This window comes from Tenacibaculum jejuense (assembly GCF_900198195.1).
Lineage (GTDB): Bacteria > Bacteroidota > Bacteroidia > Flavobacteriales > Flavobacteriaceae > Polaribacter > Polaribacter jejuensis.
In genome coordinates, this window is record NZ_LT899436.1 from 140,108 (window position 1) to 164,312 (window position 24,205).

At 30.0% G+C, this 24,205-nt stretch carries 21 protein-coding genes; 9 read left to right on the forward strand and 12 right to left on the reverse strand.

Annotation, left to right across the window (positions count from 1 at the left end):
• Nucleotides 1-7: 7 nt before the first annotated feature.
• A complete protein-coding gene (locus tag AQ1685_RS00625) occupies nucleotides 8-2,917 on the forward strand; it encodes a TonB-dependent receptor (protein WP_095068803.1) in 2,910 nt (969 codons plus the stop codon).
• Nucleotides 2,918-3,335: 418 nt separating this feature from the next.
• On the opposite strand, the gene AQ1685_RS00630 is transcribed toward AQ1685_RS00625, so the two are convergent.
• From AQ1685_RS00630 to AQ1685_RS00640, 3 genes are all read right to left on the reverse strand, one after another.
• A complete protein-coding gene (locus tag AQ1685_RS00630; RefSeq protein ID WP_095068804.1) occupies nucleotides 3,336-4,409 on the reverse strand; it encodes a CNNM domain-containing protein in 1,074 nt (357 codons plus the stop codon).
• 76 nt (nucleotides 4,410-4,485) lie between these two features.
• Nucleotides 4,486-5,397, reverse strand: a complete 912-nt coding sequence (locus AQ1685_RS00635) for a DUF3078 domain-containing protein (RefSeq protein WP_095068805.1) — start codon at nucleotides 5,395-5,397, stop codon at nucleotides 4,486-4,488.
• A 77-nt stretch (nucleotides 5,398-5,474) separates the two neighbouring features.
• Nucleotides 5,475-6,323, reverse strand: coding sequence for a DUF3078 domain-containing protein (locus AQ1685_RS00640; RefSeq protein WP_095068806.1), 849 nt, complete (start codon nucleotides 6,321-6,323; stop codon nucleotides 5,475-5,477).
• Between the two features lie 437 nt (nucleotides 6,324-6,760).
• Between AQ1685_RS00640 and AQ1685_RS00645 the strand changes: the two genes are divergently transcribed.
• Nucleotides 6,761-6,940 (forward strand): hypothetical protein, encoded by a 180-nt coding sequence (locus AQ1685_RS00645; protein ID WP_095068807.1) that lies wholly within the window; start codon nucleotides 6,761-6,763, stop codon nucleotides 6,938-6,940.
• A gap of 143 nt (nucleotides 6,941-7,083) precedes the next feature.
• Here the strand turns inward: AQ1685_RS00645 and AQ1685_RS00650 are convergent, their stop codons facing one another.
• Genes AQ1685_RS00650 through AQ1685_RS00665 form a run of 4 tightly spaced genes read right to left on the reverse strand, consistent with a single transcriptional unit; the run spans nucleotide 7,084 to nucleotide 9,160 of the window.
• On the reverse strand, nucleotides 7,084-7,590 hold the full coding sequence (locus AQ1685_RS00650; protein ID WP_095068808.1) for a DUF2480 family protein: 507 nt from the start codon (nucleotides 7,588-7,590) through the stop codon (nucleotides 7,084-7,086).
• 1 nt (nucleotide 7,591) lies between these two features.
• The gene (locus AQ1685_RS00655; RefSeq protein WP_095068809.1) at nucleotides 7,592-7,912 is read right to left on the reverse strand and encodes a DUF59 domain-containing protein; all 321 of its coding nucleotides are present in this window, start codon (nucleotides 7,910-7,912) and stop codon (nucleotides 7,592-7,594) included.
• Between the two features lie 4 nt (nucleotides 7,913-7,916).
• On the reverse strand, nucleotides 7,917-8,738 hold the full coding sequence (locus AQ1685_RS00660; protein ID WP_095068810.1) for a hypothetical protein: 822 nt from the start codon (nucleotides 8,736-8,738) through the stop codon (nucleotides 7,917-7,919).
• A gap of 2 nt (nucleotides 8,739-8,740) precedes the next feature.
• The gene (locus AQ1685_RS00665) at nucleotides 8,741-9,160 is read right to left on the reverse strand and encodes a SufE family protein (RefSeq protein ID WP_095068811.1); all 420 of its coding nucleotides are present in this window, start codon (nucleotides 9,158-9,160) and stop codon (nucleotides 8,741-8,743) included.
• A 75-nt stretch (nucleotides 9,161-9,235) separates the two neighbouring features.
• Here AQ1685_RS00665 and AQ1685_RS00670 point away from each other — a divergent pair, with 75 nt between their 5' ends.
• From AQ1685_RS00670 to AQ1685_RS00690, 5 genes are all read left to right on the forward strand, one after another.
• Nucleotides 9,236-10,162, forward strand: coding sequence for a PfkB family carbohydrate kinase (locus AQ1685_RS00670; protein WP_095068812.1), 927 nt, complete (start codon nucleotides 9,236-9,238; stop codon nucleotides 10,160-10,162).
• Nucleotides 10,163-10,225: 63 nt separating this feature from the next.
• A complete protein-coding gene (locus AQ1685_RS00675) occupies nucleotides 10,226-12,124 on the forward strand; it encodes an amidophosphoribosyltransferase (RefSeq protein WP_095068813.1) in 1,899 nt (632 codons plus the stop codon).
• 157 nt (nucleotides 12,125-12,281) lie between these two features.
• A complete protein-coding gene (locus AQ1685_RS00680) occupies nucleotides 12,282-13,196 on the forward strand; it encodes a glutaminase (RefSeq protein ID WP_095074972.1) in 915 nt (304 codons plus the stop codon).
• A 19-nt stretch (nucleotides 13,197-13,215) separates the two neighbouring features.
• A complete protein-coding gene (glpQ, locus tag AQ1685_RS00685) occupies nucleotides 13,216-14,199 on the forward strand; it encodes a glycerophosphodiester phosphodiesterase (RefSeq protein WP_095068814.1) in 984 nt (327 codons plus the stop codon).
• A gap of 281 nt (nucleotides 14,200-14,480) precedes the next feature.
• A complete protein-coding gene (locus tag AQ1685_RS00690) occupies nucleotides 14,481-15,914 on the forward strand; it encodes an SH3 domain-containing protein (protein ID WP_231970229.1) in 1,434 nt (477 codons plus the stop codon).
• Between the two features lie 33 nt (nucleotides 15,915-15,947).
• Here AQ1685_RS00690 and AQ1685_RS00695 read toward each other — a convergent pair whose 3' ends face one another.
• From AQ1685_RS00695 to AQ1685_RS00705, 3 genes are all read right to left on the reverse strand, one after another.
• On the reverse strand, nucleotides 15,948-16,670 hold the full coding sequence (locus AQ1685_RS00695) for a LytR/AlgR family response regulator transcription factor (protein ID WP_095068816.1): 723 nt from the start codon (nucleotides 16,668-16,670) through the stop codon (nucleotides 15,948-15,950).
• The gene (locus AQ1685_RS00700) at nucleotides 16,667-17,719 is read right to left on the reverse strand and encodes a sensor histidine kinase (protein ID WP_095068817.1); all 1,053 of its coding nucleotides are present in this window, start codon (nucleotides 17,717-17,719) and stop codon (nucleotides 16,667-16,669) included. The genes AQ1685_RS00695 and AQ1685_RS00700 overlap by 4 nt, the downstream gene beginning before the upstream one ends.
• Nucleotides 17,720-17,815: 96 nt before the next feature.
• A complete protein-coding gene (locus AQ1685_RS00705; RefSeq protein ID WP_095068818.1) occupies nucleotides 17,816-18,925 on the reverse strand; it encodes an alpha/beta hydrolase family protein in 1,110 nt (369 codons plus the stop codon).
• A 285-nt stretch (nucleotides 18,926-19,210) separates the two neighbouring features.
• On the opposite strand from AQ1685_RS00705, the gene AQ1685_RS00710 reads away from it, so the two are divergent.
• Entirely contained in the window at nucleotides 19,211-19,840 is a 630-nt protein-coding gene (locus tag AQ1685_RS00710) for an energy transducer TonB (protein ID WP_095068819.1), read from the forward strand.
• Nucleotides 19,841-19,970: 130 nt separating this feature from the next.
• Complete coding sequence (locus AQ1685_RS00715) at nucleotides 19,971-21,155, forward strand: leucine-rich repeat domain-containing protein (protein WP_095068820.1); 1,185 nt, start codon at nucleotides 19,971-19,973, stop codon at nucleotides 21,153-21,155.
• 21 nt (nucleotides 21,156-21,176) lie between these two features.
• Here AQ1685_RS00715 and AQ1685_RS00720 read toward each other — a convergent pair whose 3' ends face one another.
• Both AQ1685_RS00720 and aspS read right to left on the reverse strand, forming a co-directional pair.
• Nucleotides 21,177-21,881 (reverse strand): DUF6503 family protein, encoded by a 705-nt coding sequence (locus AQ1685_RS00720; protein ID WP_095068821.1) that lies wholly within the window; start codon nucleotides 21,879-21,881, stop codon nucleotides 21,177-21,179.
• Between the two features lie 152 nt (nucleotides 21,882-22,033).
• Nucleotides 22,034-23,794: an aspartate--tRNA ligase gene (gene aspS / locus AQ1685_RS00725; protein WP_095068822.1), complete on the reverse strand. Its 1,761-nt coding sequence runs from the start codon at nucleotides 23,792-23,794 to the stop codon at nucleotides 22,034-22,036.
• Nucleotides 23,795-24,205 lie beyond the last annotated feature (411 nt).

The window sequence follows — 24,205 nt, forward strand, 5'->3', positions numbered from 1 at the left end:
ATTTAAAATGTTTAAGAGACAATTAGTAATGATTGTTTTCATGCTATGCGCTATACCAATGTTTGCGCAAGTATTGAAAATTAAAGGTGTGGTCTATAATGAATATTTAGAACCATTTTACAATGCTAAGATAACAAGTGGATCAAACTCTGCAGTATCTGATATTAATGGTAATTTCGAAATTGCTATTAAAGGTGCATTACCACAAACCATTGAAATTTCTGCATTTGGTCACCAAACTGAATATGTAGATATTGAAAGAGAAGGTCAAAAGATTAATGTAATCTTAAAAGAGAACTTATTATTAGATCAAGTTGTAATTTCTGCATCGAGAGTTCCGGAAAGAATTATTGAATCTCCAGTAACTATCGAGAGATTTGGTTTAACAGATATTAGAAGAACTTCATCAAATTCTTTTTATGATGGTTTAGCTAACTTAAAAGGAGTTCAATCTAGAGAAGGTAGTTATGGTTTTAAATCTATCAACACAAGAGGTTTTGCTGATTTCAGTAATTCTAGATTTGTACAAATGGTAGATGGAATGGATACTGCCGCACCAGCATTAAACTTTAGTGCAGGAAACCTTTCAGGAGTTAATGAATTAGATATTAATAACGTTGAAGTTTTACCAGGTGCATCTTCTGCATTATATGGAGCGAATGCCTACAACGGTATCATGTTAATGAACACTAAAAATCCTTTTGATTTTACAGGAATTAGTACAGTATTTAAAACAGGTTATACTAGTCAAGATTTAGCAGGAGACAATCTTTTTTATGATTTATCTGCTAGGTTAGCATACAAGTTTAGTGATGCTTTCGCTGCTAAGGTTAATTTCTCATATTTTGAAGCTACAGAATGGTTAGCTAATGACGAGAATAGTAAATTAATTGATTCTAATGAGATTGTAAATGTAATTGGTGATTTCAGACCATTAGATTACGATGGTGTTAACATTTATGGAGATGAATTTAACAACAGTATTAGTGTTCAAGATATAGGACGTAGATTTTTCAATGTAAACTTACCACAAGATGCTAGAATCAGAAGAACTGGTTTTGCAGAACGTGATTTATTAGTAGATGATAAATCTAAAAACTTAAAGTTTTCAACTTCATTTCACTACAGACCTTTTAAAGACGAGTCTTTAGAGTTAATTTTAGCTACAAGATTAGCAATGGGTGATAATTTATTACAAGGAAACTCTTCTAGATTCTCTCAAAGAAACTACTACATTGGTCAATCTAAGTTTGAAGTAAAAGGAGATAACTTTTATGTAAGAACATATTATACCAGAAATGATGCAGGAAGATCTTATAATTTAGATATTACTGGAGCTTTACTTACTGCAAGATCATCAGCTGGTAATACTTTAGGAAGTTGGGGTGTTGATTACTTAATTGGATTAAATGACAATGGTGTAGATTTTAATAATCTTACGGCCGATCCTGATATTTTACAAGCTGCGAGAGAGTATGCTGATAGTTTTACTTTGCAGCCTGGAAGTCCTGGTTTTAACACAGAATTTGAAAATATTACATCTACTCTAATCACACAGGGAGGAAGTAGAATATATGATAGAAGTTCATATGCACACATCGATGGTAATTACAACTTCACAAGTTTAATTAACGATTGGGCTGATGTACAAGTTGGAGGATCATTTAGACAATACAATCCTGATTCTAAAGGAACTATTTTTAATGATGGAACACAACCTATTACAGTAAGTGAATATGGTGTATATTCTCAAATTCAAAAGAAATTATTAGATAACAGATTAAAGTTAACAGCTTCTCTTCGTTATGATAAATCTCAGAATTTTGACGGAAATTATTCTCCACGTTTTGCGGTAAATTATGCACTAGGTGAAGATAAGAATCACATCATTAGAGCATCTTTTCAAACAGGTTTTAGAAACCCAACAATTCAAGAACAGTACTTATTCAATCAACCAGGAAGGAAAATTAATGTTGGTACATCAAAAGCAAACTTAGATAGAGTTGCAATTGGTCAAGATATTACATTAAATGTATTAGGAGTTCCTACTGTTATCGACGGTGTAATTTCTGGAGATGATATTATCAATAACTCATTACTTACTGAAACTGTATTTACAGACTTTACTTATGTAAAATCAGAGTATGAGGAAATTAAGCCTGAAGAAGTACAAACAATCGAATTAGGATATAGAAGTATGTTCGGAATTACAGATACGAATAACATTAATGTTGATATTAATGGTTTCTATAGTTTTCACAACGATTTCGTATTCTTCCAAGATATTGTAACTCCAAAGTTAGGTCAGGTTTATCCTTTTGGAAACAGACAATTAACACCAGAAGAATTAGCTGATCCGTTGATCCAAGCAGGTAATATAGTTGATGGAGTTTTAGTTTGGGATGCTTTTGCTCAATATGCATTTACAAATTTAGGACCATCAGGAGAATTATTAGTTCAAGAATTTAATATTGTAACTAACAGTAAATCTAGAGTAAATTCTTATGGAGCTAGTATTGCTTTATCAACTAAGATTTTTGAAGGTTTCGATTTAGGATTAAACTATAGTTATATAGATTTTACTTTTGATGATAAAGATAACGGATTCTTTGAGCCGAATTTTAACACACCAAAGCATACTGTAAAAGCTCAATTTGGAAACAATAATTTATTCAAGAATTTTGGTTTCAATGTTAATGCTAGATGGTTAGATAAATACAGATGGGTGTCTCCATTCGTTAAAGGATATGTAGACTCAAGAACAGTATTAGATGCGCAATTAAACTATAGAATTCCATCTATCAAATCTAAATTCAAAATTGGAGGAACTAACTTATTAGGAAAAGAATTCCAAGTAGCTCCAGGAACAGGAAATATTGGTAGTTTATACTATTTCTCTTGGACAATTAACGATTAAAAATAACTTTTTAGTTCATATATATAAAGTCTGTGCATTTTGCACAGACTTTTTTCTTTTACAAAAGATGTAAGAGGTTGTAAATACATTACTAATAAAAGTATGATTAAAACTATAAAGTAGTCTTAAATTAATTTATAAAGCTCTTTATTAAATAAAGTAAGTTCGATAAGATAATTTAAGTTTATCAAAATTATGAGTTCGAATAATTTTTGATAGAAAATCGTATCGTAAGAGATTATTATGAGTACTGAAAAGATTAGTTACGATATAAAATTCTTAAAGAATTTCAATCTAACTTACATTCAATAGTAATCTTTTTGTTTTGAATATTACTGTATTTACGATATATGTAGATAAAAAAAACACGATTATTTTTTAATAATCGTGTTTCTATATGGTAAGATAAATTATAATGTTATTCTATAATTCCTAATCTTTTTGCTCTTTGTTCCCAGCTTTTTCTCGCTAAATTTTGAAGATTAGCTACATTATCACTTTCATCCATAATTTCTAAACCTAATAATGTTTCTATTACATCTTCTTGAGTCACTAAACCACTAACAGAACCATACTCATCAACAACTAAAGCTATGTGTTCTCTTTGTTCAATTAAGTTTTCAAAAAGTTGAGGAATTGGTAGATCTCTTTTCGTAATAATAATATTTCTCTTAATTGTTTCTAATTTCTCTTCCCCTTTACCTCTTATTATCGCTTCTAAGAGCTGATCTTTTAAAAAATACCCAACTATATTATCACTACTATCAGAATACAAAGGAATGCGTGAAAAACGCAAGTTAGCATTCTCATCAAAAAAAGATTTTATAGTTTGAGACGCATCTGCGGTTTTTAATACTGTTCTGGGAGTCATAATATGCTTGGCAGCTACCTCTTTAAAGCTCAGCATATTTTTAATTACTTTACTTTCATTTTCTTGAAATACTCCTTCTTTTTCTGCAATTTCAGTCATGGCAGAAAAATCTTCTCTACTTAAAACACTAGCACCATGTCCGCCCTTACCAAACATTTTAGTAAAAAGCTGTAATACCCAAATAATTCCTGTGTATTTTAAAACTGTAATTAATATGTTAAGTGTAGTTGTTGTAACTCCAGCTAAAGATTTCCAGTATGTAGCACCAATAGTTTTAGGTATAATTTCTGAAGCGACTAAAATTAGAATAGTCATAATTGCAGAAACAATAAATACTCCACTGAAAATTCCCGAAGATTCTTCTCCTTTAAATACAGTTTCTGCCTGAGAACCTACTAAAATTGCACCAACTGTGTGTGCTATTGTATTTAAAGTCAAAATAGCAATTAAAGGTTTATCTACATCTTTTTTAAGTTTCTCTAATCCATTAGCAAAAGATTTACCTTCATTCTTTTTTAAGTTAACAAAAGTTGGTGTTACACTCAATAATACTGCCTCAAGAATTGAGCATAAAAAAGAAAAAAGTATTGATATTGTTCCGTAGAAAAAAAGTAGTCCCATTTTTAAATTTTTTGTAAAAATAAAAAAACCCCAAGGATATGAAATCTTGGGGCGTATATTTTGTTAAATTTTCGTGTTAGAAAGCATAACTTAAACCTAATAACCAGTATGATTGAAGTCTAGTTGGAGTACTTTCTAAGCTAGCAAAGCTAGTTAATGGTGAATTAAACGTTTCTTGTCTGTTGTTTCTTAAACCAGATTCTAATCCTACACCAATTCCTTTCCAAATATTAAACCCTAAAGAGTTTATCCAAGTCCAGTTTGATAAATCAGAAGATTTATAACTCTGAAATGTAGAAAAGTTAGATCTAAATTTAAGTTTTCCAATTGTTCTATTATAATCTGCAACAATTTTAGCACCTAAAGAAGAATCGAATGATGTACCAGAACTGCTAAATACAAAGTTGTAGTTAATCGGGTGAACAACAACTACTAATTCTTTTAAAGGAGTCCAAGTAGCACCAACTCCTACATCTAAATACCCAGGGTCATTAAAGTTTTCAATAAAAGAAGTTCTATATTCTCCTAAAGTAGATACGGCTAAGGTTTTAGTTAATTTATAACCAAATAAAGATGTAATTGTGAACACATCTGTAGTTCCACGGAAATTAGTATCATCATTTGGGTCGTCTTTATCATCAATTTTTACCCAACCTAAATTCAAGTTTCCTGAGTTTCTCCAGAAATACTTTTCACGATCTAAATTTGCAGTTCCGTTTACTGTAATTCCGATGTTACCTGCAGATGAGTTTGGTACAGCATTAGAAAACCAATCGTTAAACCCAGAGAAATTGGCTCCGATTGTTCCAAATGTACTAAACTTCCAACCAGGGAAAGCATCAATTTTCGCTTGTAATGCATCTACCTCTCCTTGCAATTTTGCAACTTCGGCAGCTTTCTTAGACTTTTCAGCTTTTAATTCTTCAACAGTTTGAGAAAATGAAAAATTACTTATTAATAAAGCTACAGCTATAACTAATTTTTTCATGTTTTTTAATTATTTTGATTTTATGATATTCGTCTCTAATAGACTTAAGACAAATATATATCTAAAAAGTCACTTAATTATATAACATAATTTAATCCTAGTCCAAATAATTGCTTGAATTGAACTCTAGTTGAAGCATTATCATCAATAATAGTATGGAAGCCCAAATTGGTAGATAAATACTTGTTAATTTTCATTAACAGGTTGATTTGATAGTCGATATCAATATTTTCAGGTTGATCTAAATAATCGGAATAAAGTGCAAAAATGTTTTCCATAGAAATATTTTTTGCCAAATTAAATTTGTAGTAGGAAGAAAGATTAAAACCTAAACTAAAACTAGAGTTTTTACCTTCATCAACACCAAAACGACCAGAAAACTTATCAGATACAAAAGTAAAACGAGAAGCAGATGGCGTAATATTTACATATTTAGTTTCAGATTTCTTCCATAACATTCCTGGTCCAAAACTTAAGTAAGCAGGTGAAAACGGATCAGAAATTACAACTTTAGGGTCTTTTGTGTAATCAAAACCTCTAGTAAATTGAGTTCTTAGGTTACTAAGAAAAGAAAAGTACCAATAGTTTTTAGATTTGTAACCCAATAACATATTATACTCTAATCGATCATCAGTTTTACGAGTTCCTTTGTCGTCTACATAACTTAAACCATAATTGGTAGTAATTTTGTTATCCCAGTTCCAATTATCTTTTTTATAATTTAAATCTTGAACGATATTTATATTACCTGCAACCGTATTTGCTCCACCAGCTGTCCAATTAGAAAAAGTAGATTGGTTTAGAAGAAAAGTAATTTTTGTATTAAACTTCCAATCTTTTGGAATACTATCCTTTTTCTTTTCTTGTTCTTGAGAGAAAACAAAAAAACTTACACTAAGACAAAAAAACAATAATACTTTTCTCATATAAAAACAATAATATTCATTTCTTTTCAAAATAGTGGAACTGTAGATCTCACCATAGGTGATGGATTTAACTACAGATTGAATTTTTGAAATTAATAGAAGGTATATATTTTAGGAACTCACTTATTACTAAAATCATTAATAATTAAAGATTTATCCTAAAAAAGTGCCTAAAGATAAGGTATTTATAGTTTCTGCAAAAACAGACCCTGTTAGTTCAAAAAAGAAAAACTTATAAATCTACTTTTAATTATTTACATTATACTATTCTTAATTCTAGTTTTGTTTCTTCATTTCTCGTATTCAACTAGAACTGAAAAGTAATGCATATGTGTTTTTTAATTAAATATTCTTAAAAGTGTTAAAAGTTCACAAAAAAGCTTTTCTATTAATTTTTTACTTTATTTTAGTTACTGTTAACTAAAAAAATAATGATAATGAAAAGTATTTTTAATTTAAAAAATGTGAAAGTTTTAGAAAAAGAACAACAAGTATTAGTAACTGGAGGAGGTGAACCTACTATGAATCGCAAATGCAAACAATTTGATCCTTATAAAAAATATCGTCCTACTCATGAAGATTTAGAACTTTGTGAAACAGTAGTGACTTTAGGTTAATCTTTTAGCCGATATTAAAATAGAGCGTTCTTCGATCGAAGAACGCTCTATTTTTTTGGTTTTAATTGTTATTTCAAAACCTTAAGTTATTATACTGCTTTCAATAATCAGGATAGTTAAATTCTCTTTTATATATTGAAGTATTACTTTTTTCTAAATAAAGGCACAGTTGAACAAGCTTCTCCATACATGATGGATTTTGCCACAGGTTGAATTTTTGAAATTAATAGAGGATATGCACTTTCAGGAATTGGTTTGTTACTACAACCTTTAATAATTACAGGTTTATCTTGAAATATATCTAACGGTAACGTATTTATGATTTCTGAAAAAAGAACAGTCTCTAATAGTTCTAAATTTCCAATAACTACTTTTTTTGCGAATTGATTTAATTCTGTCGAAACTAAAAGATAAGCCCAAGAAGGAATAATAGCATCAGTAGCACAATACAAAGCAACATAAGTTCCATCATACTGAGACCAATCGTGATTTTTCACATGTTCCCTAAAATCTTTTTCTTTAAGTAATAAACCTTCAAATAACCAATCAGAAATATCAAAAAGCACACGCTTTCCTTCAACATAATAATCTTCAAGATCAAAAGTTACTAATTTACTGTTGGCTACTCTATTTACTATTTCGTCTGCCATTTTATAACATTCCTAATTCTAATTTAGCTTCTTCACTCATCATTTCTCTTGTCCAAGTAGGATCAAAAGTGATTTCAACTTCACAATCGTTAATTTCTTTTAACGTTTTAACTTTGTCTTCTACTTCAATAGGTAACGTTTCTGCAACAGGACAGTTAGGTGAAGTTAATGTCATTAAAATTTTTGCATCATTTTCTTCAGATACAAAAACATCATAAATTAACCCTAGTTCGTATATATCTACTGGTATTTCGGGATCGTAAATAGTTTTTAAAACTCTAACGATTTTATCTCCTAAATCTTCTAATTGTTCGTCTGTCATAATATTAAAGTTCTTTATAAAAATATTCGGTAATGTAAGTATGTCCTCCTAATCCAGCTTTGAAGGAAGATTTTACTAAATATCCATTTCCATCATAACTGTTTTCAATTGTATCAACAAAAGACAGTTCTCCATTATCCTTAAATTTTTGTTGCTCTATTACGTTGTTTGTATTAGGCCGTCCAATACCAAGTCTTTCAAAGAATCCATTAGAAACACCTTCAGCAACACTTTTATTTAGTTTAAAAATAGGTTTAAAGTATGGTATTCTTGAGTATGGGTTATTCAAATTGTCGTATTTTACTATTTTATAACCAGATATATATTCTCCAGTTTGATTAATTTTTACAGTATTATCTGTAATAAATTCATTTATTTCAGAATAATTAGGGCTTCCTGAAGTAGAAAATACCTGTACTACTTTATTATTAGAATTGTAAATGATTTCTTTTTCAAAAGTTACAATTCCACTAGATAAATAAGTTGAGTTTTTAATTTTTGTTATGTTTTCAACAGTATAGCTTAATTCAATTTTTTCAAATAATTGATTTCGTTTAAAATATTCTATAAGAACTATTTTATCATTTTCATAAGAAAAAATATAATATTCAACTAGTTCTTCATCACTAATAATATCAGTCCTTATTAACCTATTGTCCTCATCATAGCTATAATTTTTTTCATATTTTGAATATTCACGACCTTGGTAGTAATCAATATTAATTGATTTTAAAGGCACTTTGCTTAATTCTATTTGCTCAGATTGTTCAGAATCATTACATGATATATGTATTAATACAATGAGCAACAAAAAATACTTTTTCATTATTAAATTTTTGCTTGCTGAGCAATAGCATACATTTTAATTTGCTTTACCATAGATACTAGTCCGTTTGCTCTAGTCGGACTTAAATGTTCTTTTAATCCAATTTTATCAATAAACTTTGTGTCAGCTTCAAGTATTGCTTTTGGAGTTTGGTCGGAATATACACGTAATAATAACGCAACAATTCCTTTTGTAAGAATAGCATCACTATCAGCTGTGTAGGTAATTTTATCACCATTAATTGCAGAATGCATCCAAACTTTCGATTGACATCCTTTGATTAAATTTTCATCTAATTTATAGTCTTCTGCTATAAGAGGTAATGATTTACCTAATTCAATAATATACTCGTATCGCTCCATCCAGTCTTCAAACATTGAAAACTCATCAATAATTTCTTCTTGTATTTCTTTGATAGTCATTTTTTAGAACTATTTTTGCACTTTACAAATTGTTTTGTGCAGTTATTGTGCAAAATTACTGATAAAAATTAATAAATGGGTAAACTATTAGCGGTTGGAACTGTTGCCTTTGATGCAATAGAGACACCTTTTGGTAAAACTGACAAAATATTAGGAGGTTCGGGAACTTTTGTTGGTTTAGCAGCTTCACAATTTGGAGTAGAAACAGGAGTAGTATCTGTAGTAGGAGGAGATTTTCCTCAATCATATTTAGATATGATGCAGAACAAAGGAATTGATACTACTGGTATCGAGATTGTAAAAGATGGTAAAACTTTCTTTTGGAGTGGAAGATATCACAATGATATGAACTCTAGAGATACTTTAGTTACAGAACTAAATGTTTTAGAAACTTTTACACCAGTTGTACCTGATGCATTTAAAGATGCTGAAGTGGTAATGTTAGGGAATTTGCATCCATTAACACAAGCTTCAGTTTTAGATCAAATGAATGAGCGTCCGAAATTAGTTGTTTTAGATACAATGAATTTCTGGATGGACATTGCATTAAGTGATTTACATGAAGTGTTAAAGAGAATTGATGTAATTACAATTAACGATGAAGAGGCTCGTCAGTTAAGTGGAGAATATTCTTTAGTAAATGCTGCTAAGAAAATTCACGAAATGGGACCAAAATATGTGGTGATTAAAAAAGGAGAGCACGGAGCTTTATTATTTAATGATGATAATATGTTCTTTGCACCAGCTTTACCATTAGCTGAAGTTTACGATCCAACTGGAGCAGGAGATACTTTTGCAGGAGGTTTCTGTGGATATTTATCTAAAACAGGAAATTACTCTTTCGAAAACATGAAGAACGCGATTATTTATGGATCTAATTTGGCGTCTTTCTGTGTTGAAAAATTTGGAACACAACGTATGGAAGAATTATCCAAAGATGAAGTTCAAAATCGTTTAGAAGCTTTTAAGAAACTGACACAATTTAATATAGAATTAGTATAGAAAATCCGCGCTTTTTTGCGCGGATTTTTGTTTCAAACACACAACACAACTTAAAGAAGAATAATGAGTGATTTTTTAAAGCACGAATGTGGTATCGCATTAGTTAGGTTAAAGAAACCGCTTCAATTTTATAAAGAAAAATACGGTACAGCTTTTTACGGTTTAAACAAGTTATACTTGTTAATGGAAAAGCAACATAATCGTGGACAAGATGGTGCTGGTTTAGCTAGTATTAAATACAATGTTGAACCAGGAACGAGATATATTAGTAGAATTCGTTCCAATAAAAATCAACCAATTCAAGATATTTTTGGTCAAATCAACAATAGAATCAATGATATTTTTGAGAAAAATGAAGATAAATTAGATGATGTAGCTTGGCAAGAAGAGAACATGCCATATATCGGAAATCTTTTCTTAGGACACGTTCGTTACGGTACTTTTGGTGGAAATAGTATTGAAAATGTACATCCGTTTTTACGTCAGAGTAATTGGAAACATAAAAATCTAATTGTAGCAGGAAACTTTAACATGACAAACTCTAAAGAGTTAATGAAAGAGTTAATTACTTTAGGTCAACATCCTAAAGAAGCTACAGACACCGTAACTGTAATGGAAAAGATCGGACATTTTTTAGAAGATCAAGTTGCAGATACATACAAAAAAGCAAAAGCAGCTGGTTTTAATAAAAGAGAAGCTTCTCCTTTTATTGAAGAACATTTAGATATTCAGAGAATTTTAAAGCGTTCTTCTAGAAATTGGGATGGTGGTTATGCAATGGCAGGTTTATTAGGTCATGGAGATGCTTTTGTATTACGAGATCCTTCAGGAATTCGACCAGCATTTTGGTATGAAGACGAAGAAGTTGTAGTGGTGGCTTCAGAAAGACCAGTAATTCAAACTACATTTAATGTTCCTATCGATGAAGTAAAGGAATTACCAAGAGGTAAAGCTTTAATCATTAAGAAAAATGGAAAAACTACAGTAGAAAAAGTAATGAAAAAGCGTGAGAAGTTATCTTGTTCTTTCGAACGTATTTACTTTTCTAGAGGTAGTGATGCAGATATTTATCAAGAAAGAAAAAATTTAGGAAAGTTTGTGTTTCCTGAAGTTTTAAAGTCTATTAATGACGATATTTCAAACTCTGTTTTTACTTACATTCCAAATACAGCAGAAACTTCTTTTTACGGAATGATGGAAGCTGCTGAAGATGTATTAAATCAACAAAAAACAGCTGAAATTTTAGCAGGAGGTGGAAAGCTTTCTGCTCAAAGGGTAACTGAAATTTTATCGGAAAGACCACGTTTTGAAAAAATAGCAATCAAAGATGCTAAATTAAGAACGTTTATTGCAGATGATAACAGTCGAGACGATTTAGTAGCTCATGTTTACGATGTAACATATGGTGTAGTTAAACCTACAGATAATTTAGTAATTATAGACGATAGTATTGTTAGAGGAACAACACTAAAGAAAAGTATTATTAGAATTTTAGATCGTTTATCACCTAAGAAGATTGTTGTTGTTTCTTCTGCACCACAAATTCGTTACCCAGATTGTTATGGTATCGATATGGCTAAAATAGGAGACTTCATTGCTTTTAAAGCCGCTTTAGAATTATTAAAAGAAACAGATCAATATCATGTTGTTGGTGAAGTTTACGAAAAATGTAAAGCTCAAAGATTAAATGAAGATAAAGACATAGTAAACTTTGTAAAAGAAATTTACGCTCCATTTACACATGAGCAAATTTCAGCTAAAATTGCTGAAATGTTAAAAACTGAAGAAGTAAATGCAGATGTAGAAATCATTTACCAAACTGTAGAAGGTTTACATAATTCTTGTCCAGATCATAAAGGAGATTGGTACTTCACAGGAGATTACCCAACGCCTGGAGGTCATAGAGTAGTTAATGAGGCATTTATTAATTTCTACGAAGGAAATAATAAAAGAGCGTATTAATTAAAAACGCATTATATTTTAAAAAACGACTACTTTTAAAGTAGTCGTTTTTTAGTTAAAAAGTATTCCTCTCATGAATTAGAACTCAAATAAATTGTTTTACATTGGCTTACCAAAAAGTTTTAAAAAGAGCCAGATGAGTTTAGAAGAAAAAACAATCGATTATAAACAAGTTTTAGAAAATTTATATATAACCATAGCTTCAGAAGAAAATAAAGGCGCAATAGCTACATATATACCAGAATTAGCTAAGGTAGATGCAAAAAACTTTGGTGTTTGTTTTTTATCTACAAAAAATGAAGAATATGGTGTAGGAAATTGGCAAACAAAATTCTCCATTCAAAGTATTTCAAAAGTTTTGTCGCTAAGTATCGCGTATCAAATCTTTGGAGATAAAATTTGGGATCGTGTTGATGTTGAACCTTCGGGAACGCCTTTTAATTCTCTTGTTCAATTAGAATCTGACGCAGGAATTCCTAGAAATCCTTTTATGAATAGTGGCGCTATGGTTATTTGTGATATGTTGGTGAGCTATTATGAAAATCCTAAAGAAGATTTTTTAGTAGCAGTTAGAGAATTATGCAGTTCGAGTGAAATTAGATACTCTGAAGCAGTTGCAAAATCTGAAGCTTCTGTTGGATACAGAAACAAAGCTTTGTGTAACTTTATTAAATCTTTTGGAAATATTGAAAATGAACCTGAAGAAGTATTGGACTTTTATTTTCATATCTGTGCAATCGAAATGAGTTGTCAAGAATTATCAAAAGTATTTATGTTTTTGGCTAATCCAAATTTTACGACATCAAAAGGAAGCAAAGTATTAAGTTTAAGTAAGACTAAAAGAGTGAATGCAATTATGCAAACTTGTGGTTTTTACGATGAATCTGGAGAGTTTTCTTTTCGAGTTGGTTTACCTGGAAAAAGTGGTGTAGGTGGAGGAATTGTTGCGATTTATCCTGATAAATATTGTATAACAGTTTGGAGTCCGAAACTGAATGAAAAAGGGAATTCATACCGAGGAATGAAATTTTTAGAAGCCTTCACAACAGAAACCGAACAGTCTATATTTTAAAAGTCAAATACTTAGATTTATGAAACTTTTTAGTTTATCGCTAATATTTTTAATCTTATGTTCATGTAAAACCAGTGAAAAACAAATTTCAAAAACTATGGAGAAAAAAATTGTTGTAGCTCATCGTGGAGCGTCAGGATATGTACCAGAACATACAATGGAAGCCAAAGCTATGGCTTATGCAATGCATCCAGATTATATAGAACAAGATTTGGTATTAAGTAAAGACAATGTTCCTGTGGTGATTCATGATATTCATTTAGATGAAGTAACCAATGTTGCTGAAGTATTTCCGGATAGAAAAAGAAAAGATGAACGTTATTATGTAATTGATTTCACTTTTGAGGAAATTCAACAATTAAAAGTATATGAGCGATTCGATCATAAAACAGGAAAACAATTTTACCCAAATCGCTTTCCCAAAGGAAAAGGAAATTTTAGATTGCATTCATTTCAACAAGAAATTGAGTTAATTCAAGGTTTAAATCAAAGTACAGGCAATCATATTGGAATTTATCCAGAAATAAAAGACCCAGCATTTCATCACGAAAATGGAAAAGATATTGTAAAAATAACCTTAGAAATTCTTTCAGAATACGGTTACAAAACAAAAGCTGATAAATGCATTTTTCAGTGCTTTGATGCTAAAGAGTTAGAGCGTATTCGTAAAGATTTAAAATCTGATTTATTCTTAATTCAACTGATAGAATTTCCTGAAGAAACGAAGAATCTACAACATTTTGCAACTTATGCAGACGGAATAGGACCTTGGTATAAGCAAATAATTGATAAAAAGGTTGATGATAAGTGGCAATTTACTTCTTTAGTTGAAGATGCTCATAAATTAGGTTTAAAAGTTCATGCATATACGTTTAGAGCAGATCAATTAGGTGATTTTTCTTCATTTGAAGAACATGTAAATACGTTGCTTTTCGAAGCTAATATTGATGGATGTTTTACAGATTTTCCAGATAAAGTAATAAAAGTGCTAGAGGAAAATTAAATAAATAATTCACAAAAAAAGTCTTAACAATACAGTTAAGACTAATTTTTTTCAATAGTGTCCCCCCGAACAACTATGAACCTACTTGTTAGACAACAAAAAAATGTAAAAGTCACAAATTTTCAATACGAATATTAATTCAGTTCGAGCGATACTTTAATCGTAACATTAATTCTTGGTGTTTTTTACTATCATTATACTTTATTTAAAGTATACAATCAATGGATTTTTTTAAGTACACTATTCTTTTTGCTTTTATTCTGATGTTTATGTCTTGTAAAATGAATAAGGAAGAGACTTTAACACAGAAAAACGTTACTATTTCTTATCAATTGAATGAAGGAGAAGATCATTGTAGTAAACAATTACTAGCGAGTGTAGATGGTAAAGAACAAGTGATTGTTGATTATGATGAGAACCTTTACTTATACATTCAATTACAGGATGATTTTAACAACGATGGAGCTTTAGATATTTTATTAGAAGACAGAAAAGGTTGTCATAATAAAGGGGAATACAGTTATTTGAGTCATGAAGGGAGTTCTTATTTTATAATTACCTATGATGGTGAGAAATTTCAAAGAACAGAAGCAGTAGGAAAAGCATGGAACGGAATAGAAATGGAACTGAAAGAAGGAAAATTTCATTTTACTATAGAAACGCATGCAACTAGTATTTATAGTAATACAGAACAACTTTCTTGTAATGATAAAGAGGAAACTTTTGTGCTTGAAGATTATCAATGGAAAAGAGTTTCTGTAGATCAAGTGAGTAAAAGAGAAGCAATCAAAGAGGTCAGCTGTCAAGAGCTTATCGATGATTCATCAGTAGTTGAGGCTAGAGAATATATCGATTTTGATTTTGATAATGATGGTTATGGCGATCAATTGATTTTAACCTATAATAAAATTACCAAAGGATTTGATGATTTTGATATGCGTTTGTACAGAGGTAACCCTCAAAGAATACAAATTCCGAAAAGAAGTGCTAAAAGAGTTGGTGTTTTAGCCTCTAAAACGAACGGAGTTAATGATTTGGTAATTGATTGTGATGAAATTCTTGTTTGGAATGGAAAGAAATACATATACAAACCTAAAATTGCTCCAAGTAATACTTATAAAGTTTTTGCTGAAAATGGTTTACTTATTCGTGATCAGCCAGCTTCTTATGGTGATGTAATTGGTAAATTTGATTATGGTAATGAGATAACCATTCTTGAAAAGACCGATATAGAAATGAAATATAAAGATAAAGAAGGCGAATATCCTATTGAAGGCTATTGGTATAAAACAGAATTTCTAAATAAAGAAACAAATACAAAAAGGTTAGGATATGTATTTAGTGGATTTTTAATTAATTCCGATTATTATTCTATGTTTAGTGATTGGTATTTAATGGGTATTTCTAAAAAAGGAATTGTATTGCGTTTACATGGACAATGTCATTATACGTATCCAGTAAAAGTTATTTCTGATACTGAAGTAGAACTCATATGGTCTCAAGATATGGATTGTAAATTTAAAAGTGGTCTAGGAGATGATTTCGGGTTACAACATGTTCCAGAAAAAGGAAAACCTTTTGCTAAATTTACTTGGAAAGGAGATACTTTAGATGCTAAATATTATTATCCTGAATGGATTAAAAAGTACAACGAAAACTACCCAGCTGTTTTTGTTCAAAAATATCATTTAAGTTATTCATCTTTAATTGATTGATGTTTCGGGTTAATTTTATGATTTTTCAGAAAATTAGAGTTCTAAATCTTGTTTAAACTTTACAGATTGTCGCCTAGAAACTTCTACTTCTGTAGCGTTTATCATAGTGAATTTTAATTTTCCATTAAACCAAGGAGTTACATTTTTAATATGATTTAAATTTACAATCTGTTGTCTGTTTACTCTAAAAAAGGCGTTTGTAGGTAATCTATTTTCTATTTTATTTAATGATTTGTAAATCAAAGGTTTTTTGTCTTTGAAATATACGCGAGTGTAATTTCCAACAATTTCAAAAAGTGTTATGTCTTGTATGGCGACCATCCAACAATCTTCACCGTCTTTTAAGAAAACTTGGCTCGTTGGAGTAAACTGTTTTTGAGGGTTTTTCTCTACGTTTTCCTCTATTTCAATTCGATCTATAGCTTTTTGTAATCGATCTTTATTAATTGGTTTCAATAAATAATCGAATGCGTTGTATTCAAAAGATTTTATTGCGTATTCATCGTAGGCTGTGGTGAAAATTACTTTTGGAATTTCATCTAACATTTCCAATAATTCAAATCCATCTTTTTCTGGCATGTTAATATCTAGAAATAGAATATCAGGAAAAGTTGTATTAATCATTTCAAAAGCATTATCAACATTTTCTGCCTCGCCAATTACTTCAATGAGTTGATGCTCTTTTAATAAAAGTTGTAATTCTTTTCTTGCTAATCTAGAATCTTCAACAATAATAGCTTTTAAAGTAGTTTTCATAATGGGAGTTTTATGTGAGCAATTACTTGGTCTTCCGTCTCATTCAAATTGAAACTAGCATTATTTCCATATAAAATCTGAAGACGATCACTAATATTTTTCAATCCGATTTTCGTAGATGATTTTCCCTTTTCAATCTGACCCGTATTAGCTACTTTAATACAAAGATTTTTATCTTCTTCAGAAATATCAAGTTGAACAACACCTCCTTTTTTTTGCTGAGAAATTCCATGTTTAATTGCATTTTCAATAAGCATTTGAATAATCATTGGAGGAATTTCTTGATTGAGTAAGTCTTGATCTAGATTTTCTATATAAGTTAATCGATCTTCAAACTGAATGTAAGAGAGTTCGATATAGTTATGTACCATTTCTAACTCATCTTTAACTTTAATCGTACTATCACTACTCTTAGAAAGAGAATACCTAAGCAATTCTGATAATCTAGTAATCATATCTCTAGCTTTTTCTACATCTTCTAACATCAATCCGCGAATATTGTTTAAACTATTAAACATAAAATGAGGATTAATTTGTCCTTTTAAGGTATTTAATTGTGAGTCTTTTAAAGAACTTTGCAGTTTTAAATACTCAACACGTCTCTTTTCAGAATTTACAATAGTTTTAATACTGATGTAAAAGAGTGCCCAAAAAAGAATAAATAAGAAAATATTAAGGAACGTAGATACTGTCATAATATGATTTTTAGCATCTAAACCTTTTTGATGAACTAAATTATAAGCGACGTATGATAAACCGATTAATGATACAGCATAACTTGTAGAAGTTGTGAAATAGGCAATAATAACTTTCCTAGACTCTTTTTTTAAGGTATTTAAGGATTGTAAAAAACTCTTTATATAGTTTCTAAATATAGTGCTCCAAAAAACACCTAAAATAAAAAACAGTAAAGTTTCAATGATAATATATTTCTTTGTCAATCTATCAGAATTGCTAAGATATTTACCATATCCGTTTAATAAAGATGGAATTCCCCAACCTACAATTTGTAAAGTCCAGAATAGGAATTGCTGCGATTTTTTATGCATAAAATATTAGCGCTTAAAGTAAAGATACTATTCTTAGCAGAAATGAACTACCTCGATACAAGTATTGAAGAATTATTCTTGGTTATCAATCTGCGATTAAAAACGTTTTAAAATCCAGTCTTTTATCACGACCAATGCATCTTCAGAAAATGTTTCTTCAATGGTTGCATATTCTTGAATGCTGCCTGTTTTTGCTTTTTGAAATAGATGATTAAATCCATCTAACTCAATAAACTCTGCATCTTTATTTTTTGCTTGTTTAAGAGCAGTCTTTATTCCGTTTAAATTTAATTGAGAAAGTACTTGTACATCTTTTGAACCATTTAATGCTAAAAACGGACAAGTAATTTTTGAAAGATATGCCTTAGGATCTGTTCTAAGAAAGTTCAACATCCATTTTGAGTTAATTGCTTTTATTTGAGCATCAATTACTGGTTTTGTTAACTGCATTAATAATGGACTGTTAGGATCTGATTTTTTTTGTTCCGCTAAAAATGAATGAATTTTAGTAGCAATAGTTAAAGAATCTTTTCCTTGTTGAGCAATTTCGTACATCTTACCAGCCAACTTTTCATTTTTATCAATGAATTCGGCAGGAACATTTCTAAGTTCCATAGTTTTTCTAGATTGTGTTAATAGAACTTCAACCCCATCTACTCCTGGTCCAGCTAACGAAACAACAAATGCTAAATCGTTACTTTGAGAAGCTGTAATCGCAGCTATTAATGAACCTTCACTGTGTCCTATTAAGCCAATTTTTTTTGTGTCAATTAAATTTCCTTTGGTTTTTAAAAAAGCAATCGCTCCTAAAACATCATCAGCAAAATCATGACTAGTAGCTCCTTTGAATTTTCCTTCAGATTTGGCAATTCCGCGATCATCAAAACGTAACACAGCAATTCCATTTTTAGTTAGATAATCCGATAATACTAAAAAAGGGCGATGATTAAACTGTTTTATTTCACTATTTCTATTTTGTGGACCCGATCCAGATATTAAAATAGCAACAGGTGGATTTTTTTTGTCTTTAGGCAAGGTTAAAGTTCCGGCTAATTTAAAATCTGCTTTACCACTTTTAAAAGTTACATCATTTACTTCATATGGAAATGGAGCTACAGGATCTTGTGGTCTTTTTTCAGACTGAGCAAAAACAGAAAATAAACCAGATAAAAAGTATAAGAGAAGTAGTATAAGTAAACGTATCATAATTAAAGTTTTTTTAGCTAAACTAGGTATGTAATCTTGTTTTTTAGTTAAAAATATGATGAGTGGTAAAATAGAAGTATAAACGGTAAGTACAAAATATGAAATTCCTAAAATACTATAAATAAAGGGTTTCTCTGAAATTTCAACTGATTTTTTTCCCTTTCAACGTTAATTTTTCCCTCTCATCTATGTTTTTTTTAATAAGAATTGATATTGAAGGTTATTTGTAGTGTTGTTACAAATCAACAAGAATAAAATTTACAACCACTATTAAATACCTTTATTATGATTTTAAAAAGAATATTAATTTTAAGTTTTAGCATTTTATCAAGTTTAACATTATTCGCACAAGAAGATCTTTGTACTAGCCCTTCTTCTGGAGACGATCTTTTAATGGAATTAAATGCAATTAGTAAATGTCATGTAGAAGAAAAGAAGGAAGTTGTTTTACCAAAAAGAAATAGATATTTAAGAGTTAGAAATAATAGCTATTATGCCAACTTAAGAAAAAGTATAAGAACGTTAAAGAAAAGTATGAAGGAACCTGCAAAAGAGGTTATAACAAAAGAAATATATCTTGGAGAAGCAACTAAAGAGCCTGTTTTGTTACTAGCTGATAAAAAGAACAGAGGAGGTTTAAAAGAAACACTTAAAAGCTATATTAACGATAATTTGGTTTATCCAGCTTCTTTAAAAGATAAAAATATTGAAGGAATTGTATGGAGTAGCTTTGTAATTGATGCTAATGGAGGCGTTAAAAACATAGTAACTTTAGGACCAATTGGAGGTAAATTGTTTGAAGAAGAAGCTTCTAGATTAATAAAATCCTTACCTAAATTTACTCCAGGAGAGTTAGATGGTGAACGTGTAAATGTTAAACATTTAATGGCGATAAAATTTGAGATGAGCAAGTAAATTGAATGTGTTTTAATTTTTTTCTATAAACACTTAACGTTACAAAATAAATAATTTGTTAATCAGTAGGAACTTAAAAATAATTTTAACGACTTTTGTTATTCTCTAATAAAAAAAGTTGAAGAAAATTATGAAAAATAGATTGCTACTAACAATTACAATATTGTCTTTAAAGATTGGCTTTAGTCAAATCATCGATTTCCCTGATGCAAATTTTAAAAGTGCATTACTACAACAATCACCATCAATTGATACAAACAATGACAGTGAAATTCAAATTTCTGAAGCTCTAGCTACAAAAAACATTATAGCTTCAGCAAAAAGAATTTCTGACGTTACAGGATTAGAAGAGTTTAAAAATCTTGAAAGGTTAAATTTATTTAATAACCCAATAACAAGTATTAGCTTAACTAACCAGACTAAACTTAAATTGTTAGATTTAACTTTTACAGACATTACAGAACTAAATTTATCTACAAACAAAGATTTAATTTCTTTAGCTATATCAAATACATCAATAAGTAAAATAGATGTATCAAACTTAAATAAATTAGAGCTTTTAAATGTTTCAAGAACCGATTTAAGTAGTATTGATGTTTCGAATAATTTGAGTTTATTAAATTTAGAAATCAACTTTACAAAAATAAATTCATTAGAAATTTCTAGTAATTCTATGTTAGAATTTCTGAGTTTTAGAGATACTAAAATTTCAAGTTTAGATTTTTCACTGCTACCAAATTTAAAATCGATTAATGTTAGTGATACTAAATTTACTAGTTTAGATTTCTCTAATAATCCACGGTTATGTAGTTTGAGTGCTAAAGATTGTTCTTTTTTAGAGTATATCATAATTAAAAACGGCAATAATCAAGCTTTAGCCAAAAACCAAGGATGTTCAGTTTCCTATAGTATTGGAGGAGGATCTTCTATAACTTCAGGAATATTTGCTGATAAAGGAAATCCTAATTTAAATTTTATTTGTGTAGATGACGTTTCATTTGCACAAAGGAATTTTGATTTGATTCCAGCTCAAACACAACTTATAAGTGATTGTAGTTCTTTAAGTATTAATGAGTTTTCTTACGAAGAGAATATTCAAATATTTAGTCCGGTTTCAGAAACTTTAGAAATACAAGGAGATCTGAATTTAAAGCGTATTGAAATCTATAATATCCAAGGAAAAAAAGTAATGGATTCTAATTTAGATTCCAATGAAAAAACAGTTTCAGTAGGTGTTCTACCAACAGGATTTTTTACTGCTCTAATCACTACTTTAGATAAGAGAAAAATAACACGAAAATTTTTAAAACGCTAACTATTAAGCATTGTAATTTTTTTACTCAGTTAATGTATCTGTACCCAAATAGCCGTCGTTTTTATTGTAATACCAAGCTCTAACTTTTGGCATTTTTATTCCGTTTATAGTTGTTTCATCAGAAAGTAAAATATATTCACCGCTATCTTTAGTTGCTTTGAAAAACTGATATACTTCCATTGCATAAGTTTTCGGATTGAAATAAAAATACCAAGTATCTTTTCCTACGTTCGCATCGTAAGTGGCTTTTAAAACCAAATATTCTTTTCCTTTAAAAGTTCTTTTTTCAACGTTATTATCTATAATAGTACCGTTATCTTTTAGCTTCATAGGCAAGCCATACAAATAGGTGTAATAGTTTTTAAATAAATGAGCTCTATCACAACTCAATTTGTGTTCTTTTTTTACAGCTGCTGAAGGATTTTCATTGCCGTTAAAAGACATTGTGCAAATTCCTTTATCAAGAGTATATTTTGTTGTGTTTTCGCCTCGTTTTGCTTCTACAGAAAAAAATTCATTAGGTAAATCAATTTCAATTTCACTATCTCTTTTTGAACTATTAGGTGTAGTCATGGTAATGTTTAATTTACCTTTAAAAGTTTTCCAGTTTCCTTCTGGATCATGATATTGAATAGTTTTTTCTAGTAATTCTTTACCTGTAATATTTTGAGAAGTAATTGAAACTGAAAAAAGGAAAAATAGAAAAGCAGTAAGATATTTAAACATGTATTTGGCTTTAAGAGAGGGAAATTAATAAAAAATCCCGCACCAGGCGGGATTTTATTTATAGAATTCTTTTTTCATTTTTAAAGCTTTAAAAACGAAAATTAAAAGTCTTTTCTTTTGATTCTTACAGCGAAACAGTCTAGTTTCTATACCTAAGCTTCCTCCTGAATATCTAATTGAATACTCAATTCTTGTAATTGTCCATTATCAATTGTTGCAGGTGCATCAATCATAACGTCTCTACCAGAATTGTTTTTAGGGAACGCAATAAAATCACGAATAGTTTCTTGTCCGCCTAAAATAGCAACCAAACGATCTAAACCAAAAGCTAAACCTCCATGAGGTGGTGCACCATATTCAAAAGCGTCCATTAAGAAACCGAACTGAGCTTTCGCTTCTTCTTCGGTAAATCCTAAATGCTTGAACATAATTGCTTGTGTTTCTTTATCGTGAATACGAATAGATCCACCTCCGATTTCGTTTCCGTTTAAAACTAAATCATAAGCATTTGCTTTTACAGCTCCTGGATCTGTATCTAATAATTCGATCTGACCTGGTTTTGGAGAAGTAAATGGATGGTGCATTGCATGATAATGTCCAGTTTCCTCATCTAACTCTAATAAAGGGAAATCAACAACCCATAACGGAGCAAATTCATCTGGTTTACGTAAACCTAAACGCTCAGCTAATTCCATACGTAATGCACTTAATTGTGCACGTACTTTATTCGTGTTTCCAGATAAAACACAAATTAAATCTCCAGGTTTTGCTCCAGTAACTTCTGCCCATTTTGCTAAATCTTCCTGATTGTAGAATTTATCTACTGAAGATTTAAAACTTCCGTCTTCGTTACATTTCACATATACCATTCCTAAAGCTCCAACTTGCGGACGCTTTACCCAGTCGATTAATTTATCTATTTCTTTACGAGTGTAAGAAGCAGCACCAGGAACAGCAATTCCTACTACTAACTCTGCACTATTAAATACTTTAAAATCTTTATGTTGTGCAACTTCGTTTAATTCACCGAATTGCATTCCGAAACGAATATCTGGTTTATCATTTCCGTATAAACGCATAGCGTCATCAAAAGACATTCTTGGGAATTTATCAACTTCAACTCCGTTAATCTCTTTTAATAAATGACGTGTCATTCCTTCGAAAATCTCTAAAATATCTTCTTGCTCTACAAACGACATTTCGCAGTCTATTTGCGTAAATTCAGGTTGACGATCGGCACGTAAATCTTCATCTCTAAAACACTTTACGATTTGGAAATATTTATCAATTCCACCAACCATTAACAATTGCTTGAATGTTTGTGGCGATTGTGGTAAAGCGTAAAACTGACCAGCGTTCATACGAGAAGGCACTAAGAAATCACGCGCTCCTTCTGGTGTAGATTTAATTAAATATGGAGTTTCCACATCAATAAACCCTTTGTCAGATAAATATTTACGTACTTCCATCGATACTTTATGACGGAATAATAAACTGTTTTTAACAGGATTACGACGAATATCTAAATAACGATATTTCATACGAATATCTTCTCCACCGTCAGTTTCATCTTCAATCGTAAATGGAGGTAATTTTGCATCGTTTAAAATTGTTAAGTCAGAAACTAAAACTTCGATGTCTCCAGTTTCTAAGTTAGGGTTTTTAGAAGCTCTTTCGATTACCGTTCCTTTTACTTGAATAACGAACTCTCTACCTAAGGTTTTTGCTTTTTCAATAAGATCTTTTGAAGTTCTCTCTTCATCAAAAATCAATTGTGTGATTCCATAACGATCTCGTAAATCAACCCAGATCATAAAACCTTTATCTCTTGATTTTTGAACCCATCCAGCAAGGGTAACTTCAGTATTAATATGCGATGCTCTTAATTCACCGCAAGAATGCGATCTATACATTTTTGATAATTTTAGATGCGCAAATTTAGGTATAATAGTTTTGAGTTTAAAAGTTCTAAAGTTTAAAAGTTATAAAATGTAATATTTTGAGATATTATAAACGATTCCTGAGTTTTTCGAAGTAGTAGTGAAGTAATCTGCCTATTAAAGAAAAATATGTAAATATTTTTTTGGCGTTTCCCTGTGGGTCGGGCTTTCCACTATATCTTTTGATTACCATTTCTGTCATTCAGAAATGGTAATCAAAAGGATGCCATTTCAATCCCTAACGCAAGCTTATTTTTACCTATAAGTCAGATTTCAAAAACCTGTGAGGTCTAAAAATATTTCTTGACCCTTATGCTTAATCATATTACAGTTTTATTTGTTTTATGTTTGAATTGTTGCTACATTTGTTGAAAATAAAAATAA

What these genes read in the sequence shown, in the direction of transcription:
- AQ1685_RS00625 (WP_095068803.1), top strand. Translation starts at nt 8, where the DNA reads ATGTTTAAGAGACAATTAGTAATGATTGTTTTCATGCTATGCGCTATA.
- AQ1685_RS00630 (WP_095068804.1), bottom strand. Translation starts at nt 4,409, where the DNA reads ATGGGACTACTTTTTTTCTACGGAACAATATCAATACTTTTTTCTTTT.
- AQ1685_RS00635 (WP_095068805.1), bottom strand. Translation starts at nt 5,397, where the DNA reads ATGAAAAAATTAGTTATAGCTGTAGCTTTATTAATAAGTAATTTTTCA.
- AQ1685_RS00640 (WP_095068806.1), bottom strand. Translation starts at nt 6,323, where the DNA reads ATGAGAAAAGTATTATTGTTTTTTTGTCTTAGTGTAAGTTTTTTTGTT.
- AQ1685_RS00645 (WP_095068807.1), top strand. Translation starts at nt 6,761, where the DNA reads ATGAAAAGTATTTTTAATTTAAAAAATGTGAAAGTTTTAGAAAAAGAA.
- AQ1685_RS00650 (WP_095068808.1), bottom strand. Translation starts at nt 7,590, where the DNA reads ATGGCAGACGAAATAGTAAATAGAGTAGCCAACAGTAAATTAGTAACT.
- AQ1685_RS00655 (WP_095068809.1), bottom strand. Translation starts at nt 7,912, where the DNA reads ATGACAGACGAACAATTAGAAGATTTAGGAGATAAAATCGTTAGAGTT.
- AQ1685_RS00660 (WP_095068810.1), bottom strand. Translation starts at nt 8,738, where the DNA reads ATGAAAAAGTATTTTTTGTTGCTCATTGTATTAATACATATATCATGT.
- AQ1685_RS00665 (WP_095068811.1), bottom strand. Translation starts at nt 9,160, where the DNA reads ATGACTATCAAAGAAATACAAGAAGAAATTATTGATGAGTTTTCAATG.
- AQ1685_RS00670 (WP_095068812.1), top strand. Translation starts at nt 9,236, where the DNA reads ATGGGTAAACTATTAGCGGTTGGAACTGTTGCCTTTGATGCAATAGAG.
- AQ1685_RS00675 (WP_095068813.1), top strand. Translation starts at nt 10,226, where the DNA reads ATGAGTGATTTTTTAAAGCACGAATGTGGTATCGCATTAGTTAGGTTA.
- glpQ (WP_095068814.1), top strand. Translation starts at nt 13,216, where the DNA reads ATGAAACTTTTTAGTTTATCGCTAATATTTTTAATCTTATGTTCATGT.
- AQ1685_RS00690 (WP_231970229.1), top strand. Translation starts at nt 14,481, where the DNA reads ATGAATAAGGAAGAGACTTTAACACAGAAAAACGTTACTATTTCTTAT.
- AQ1685_RS00695 (WP_095068816.1), bottom strand. Translation starts at nt 16,670, where the DNA reads ATGAAAACTACTTTAAAAGCTATTATTGTTGAAGATTCTAGATTAGCA.
- AQ1685_RS00700 (WP_095068817.1), bottom strand. Translation starts at nt 17,719, where the DNA reads ATGCATAAAAAATCGCAGCAATTCCTATTCTGGACTTTACAAATTGTA.
- AQ1685_RS00705 (WP_095068818.1), bottom strand. Translation starts at nt 18,925, where the DNA reads ATGATACGTTTACTTATACTACTTCTCTTATACTTTTTATCTGGTTTA.
- AQ1685_RS00710 (WP_095068819.1), top strand. Translation starts at nt 19,211, where the DNA reads ATGATTTTAAAAAGAATATTAATTTTAAGTTTTAGCATTTTATCAAGT.
- AQ1685_RS00715 (WP_095068820.1), top strand. Translation starts at nt 19,971, where the DNA reads ATGAAAAATAGATTGCTACTAACAATTACAATATTGTCTTTAAAGATT.
- AQ1685_RS00720 (WP_095068821.1), bottom strand. Translation starts at nt 21,881, where the DNA reads ATGTTTAAATATCTTACTGCTTTTCTATTTTTCCTTTTTTCAGTTTCA.
- aspS (WP_095068822.1), bottom strand. Translation starts at nt 23,794, where the DNA reads ATGTATAGATCGCATTCTTGCGGTGAATTAAGAGCATCGCATATTAAT.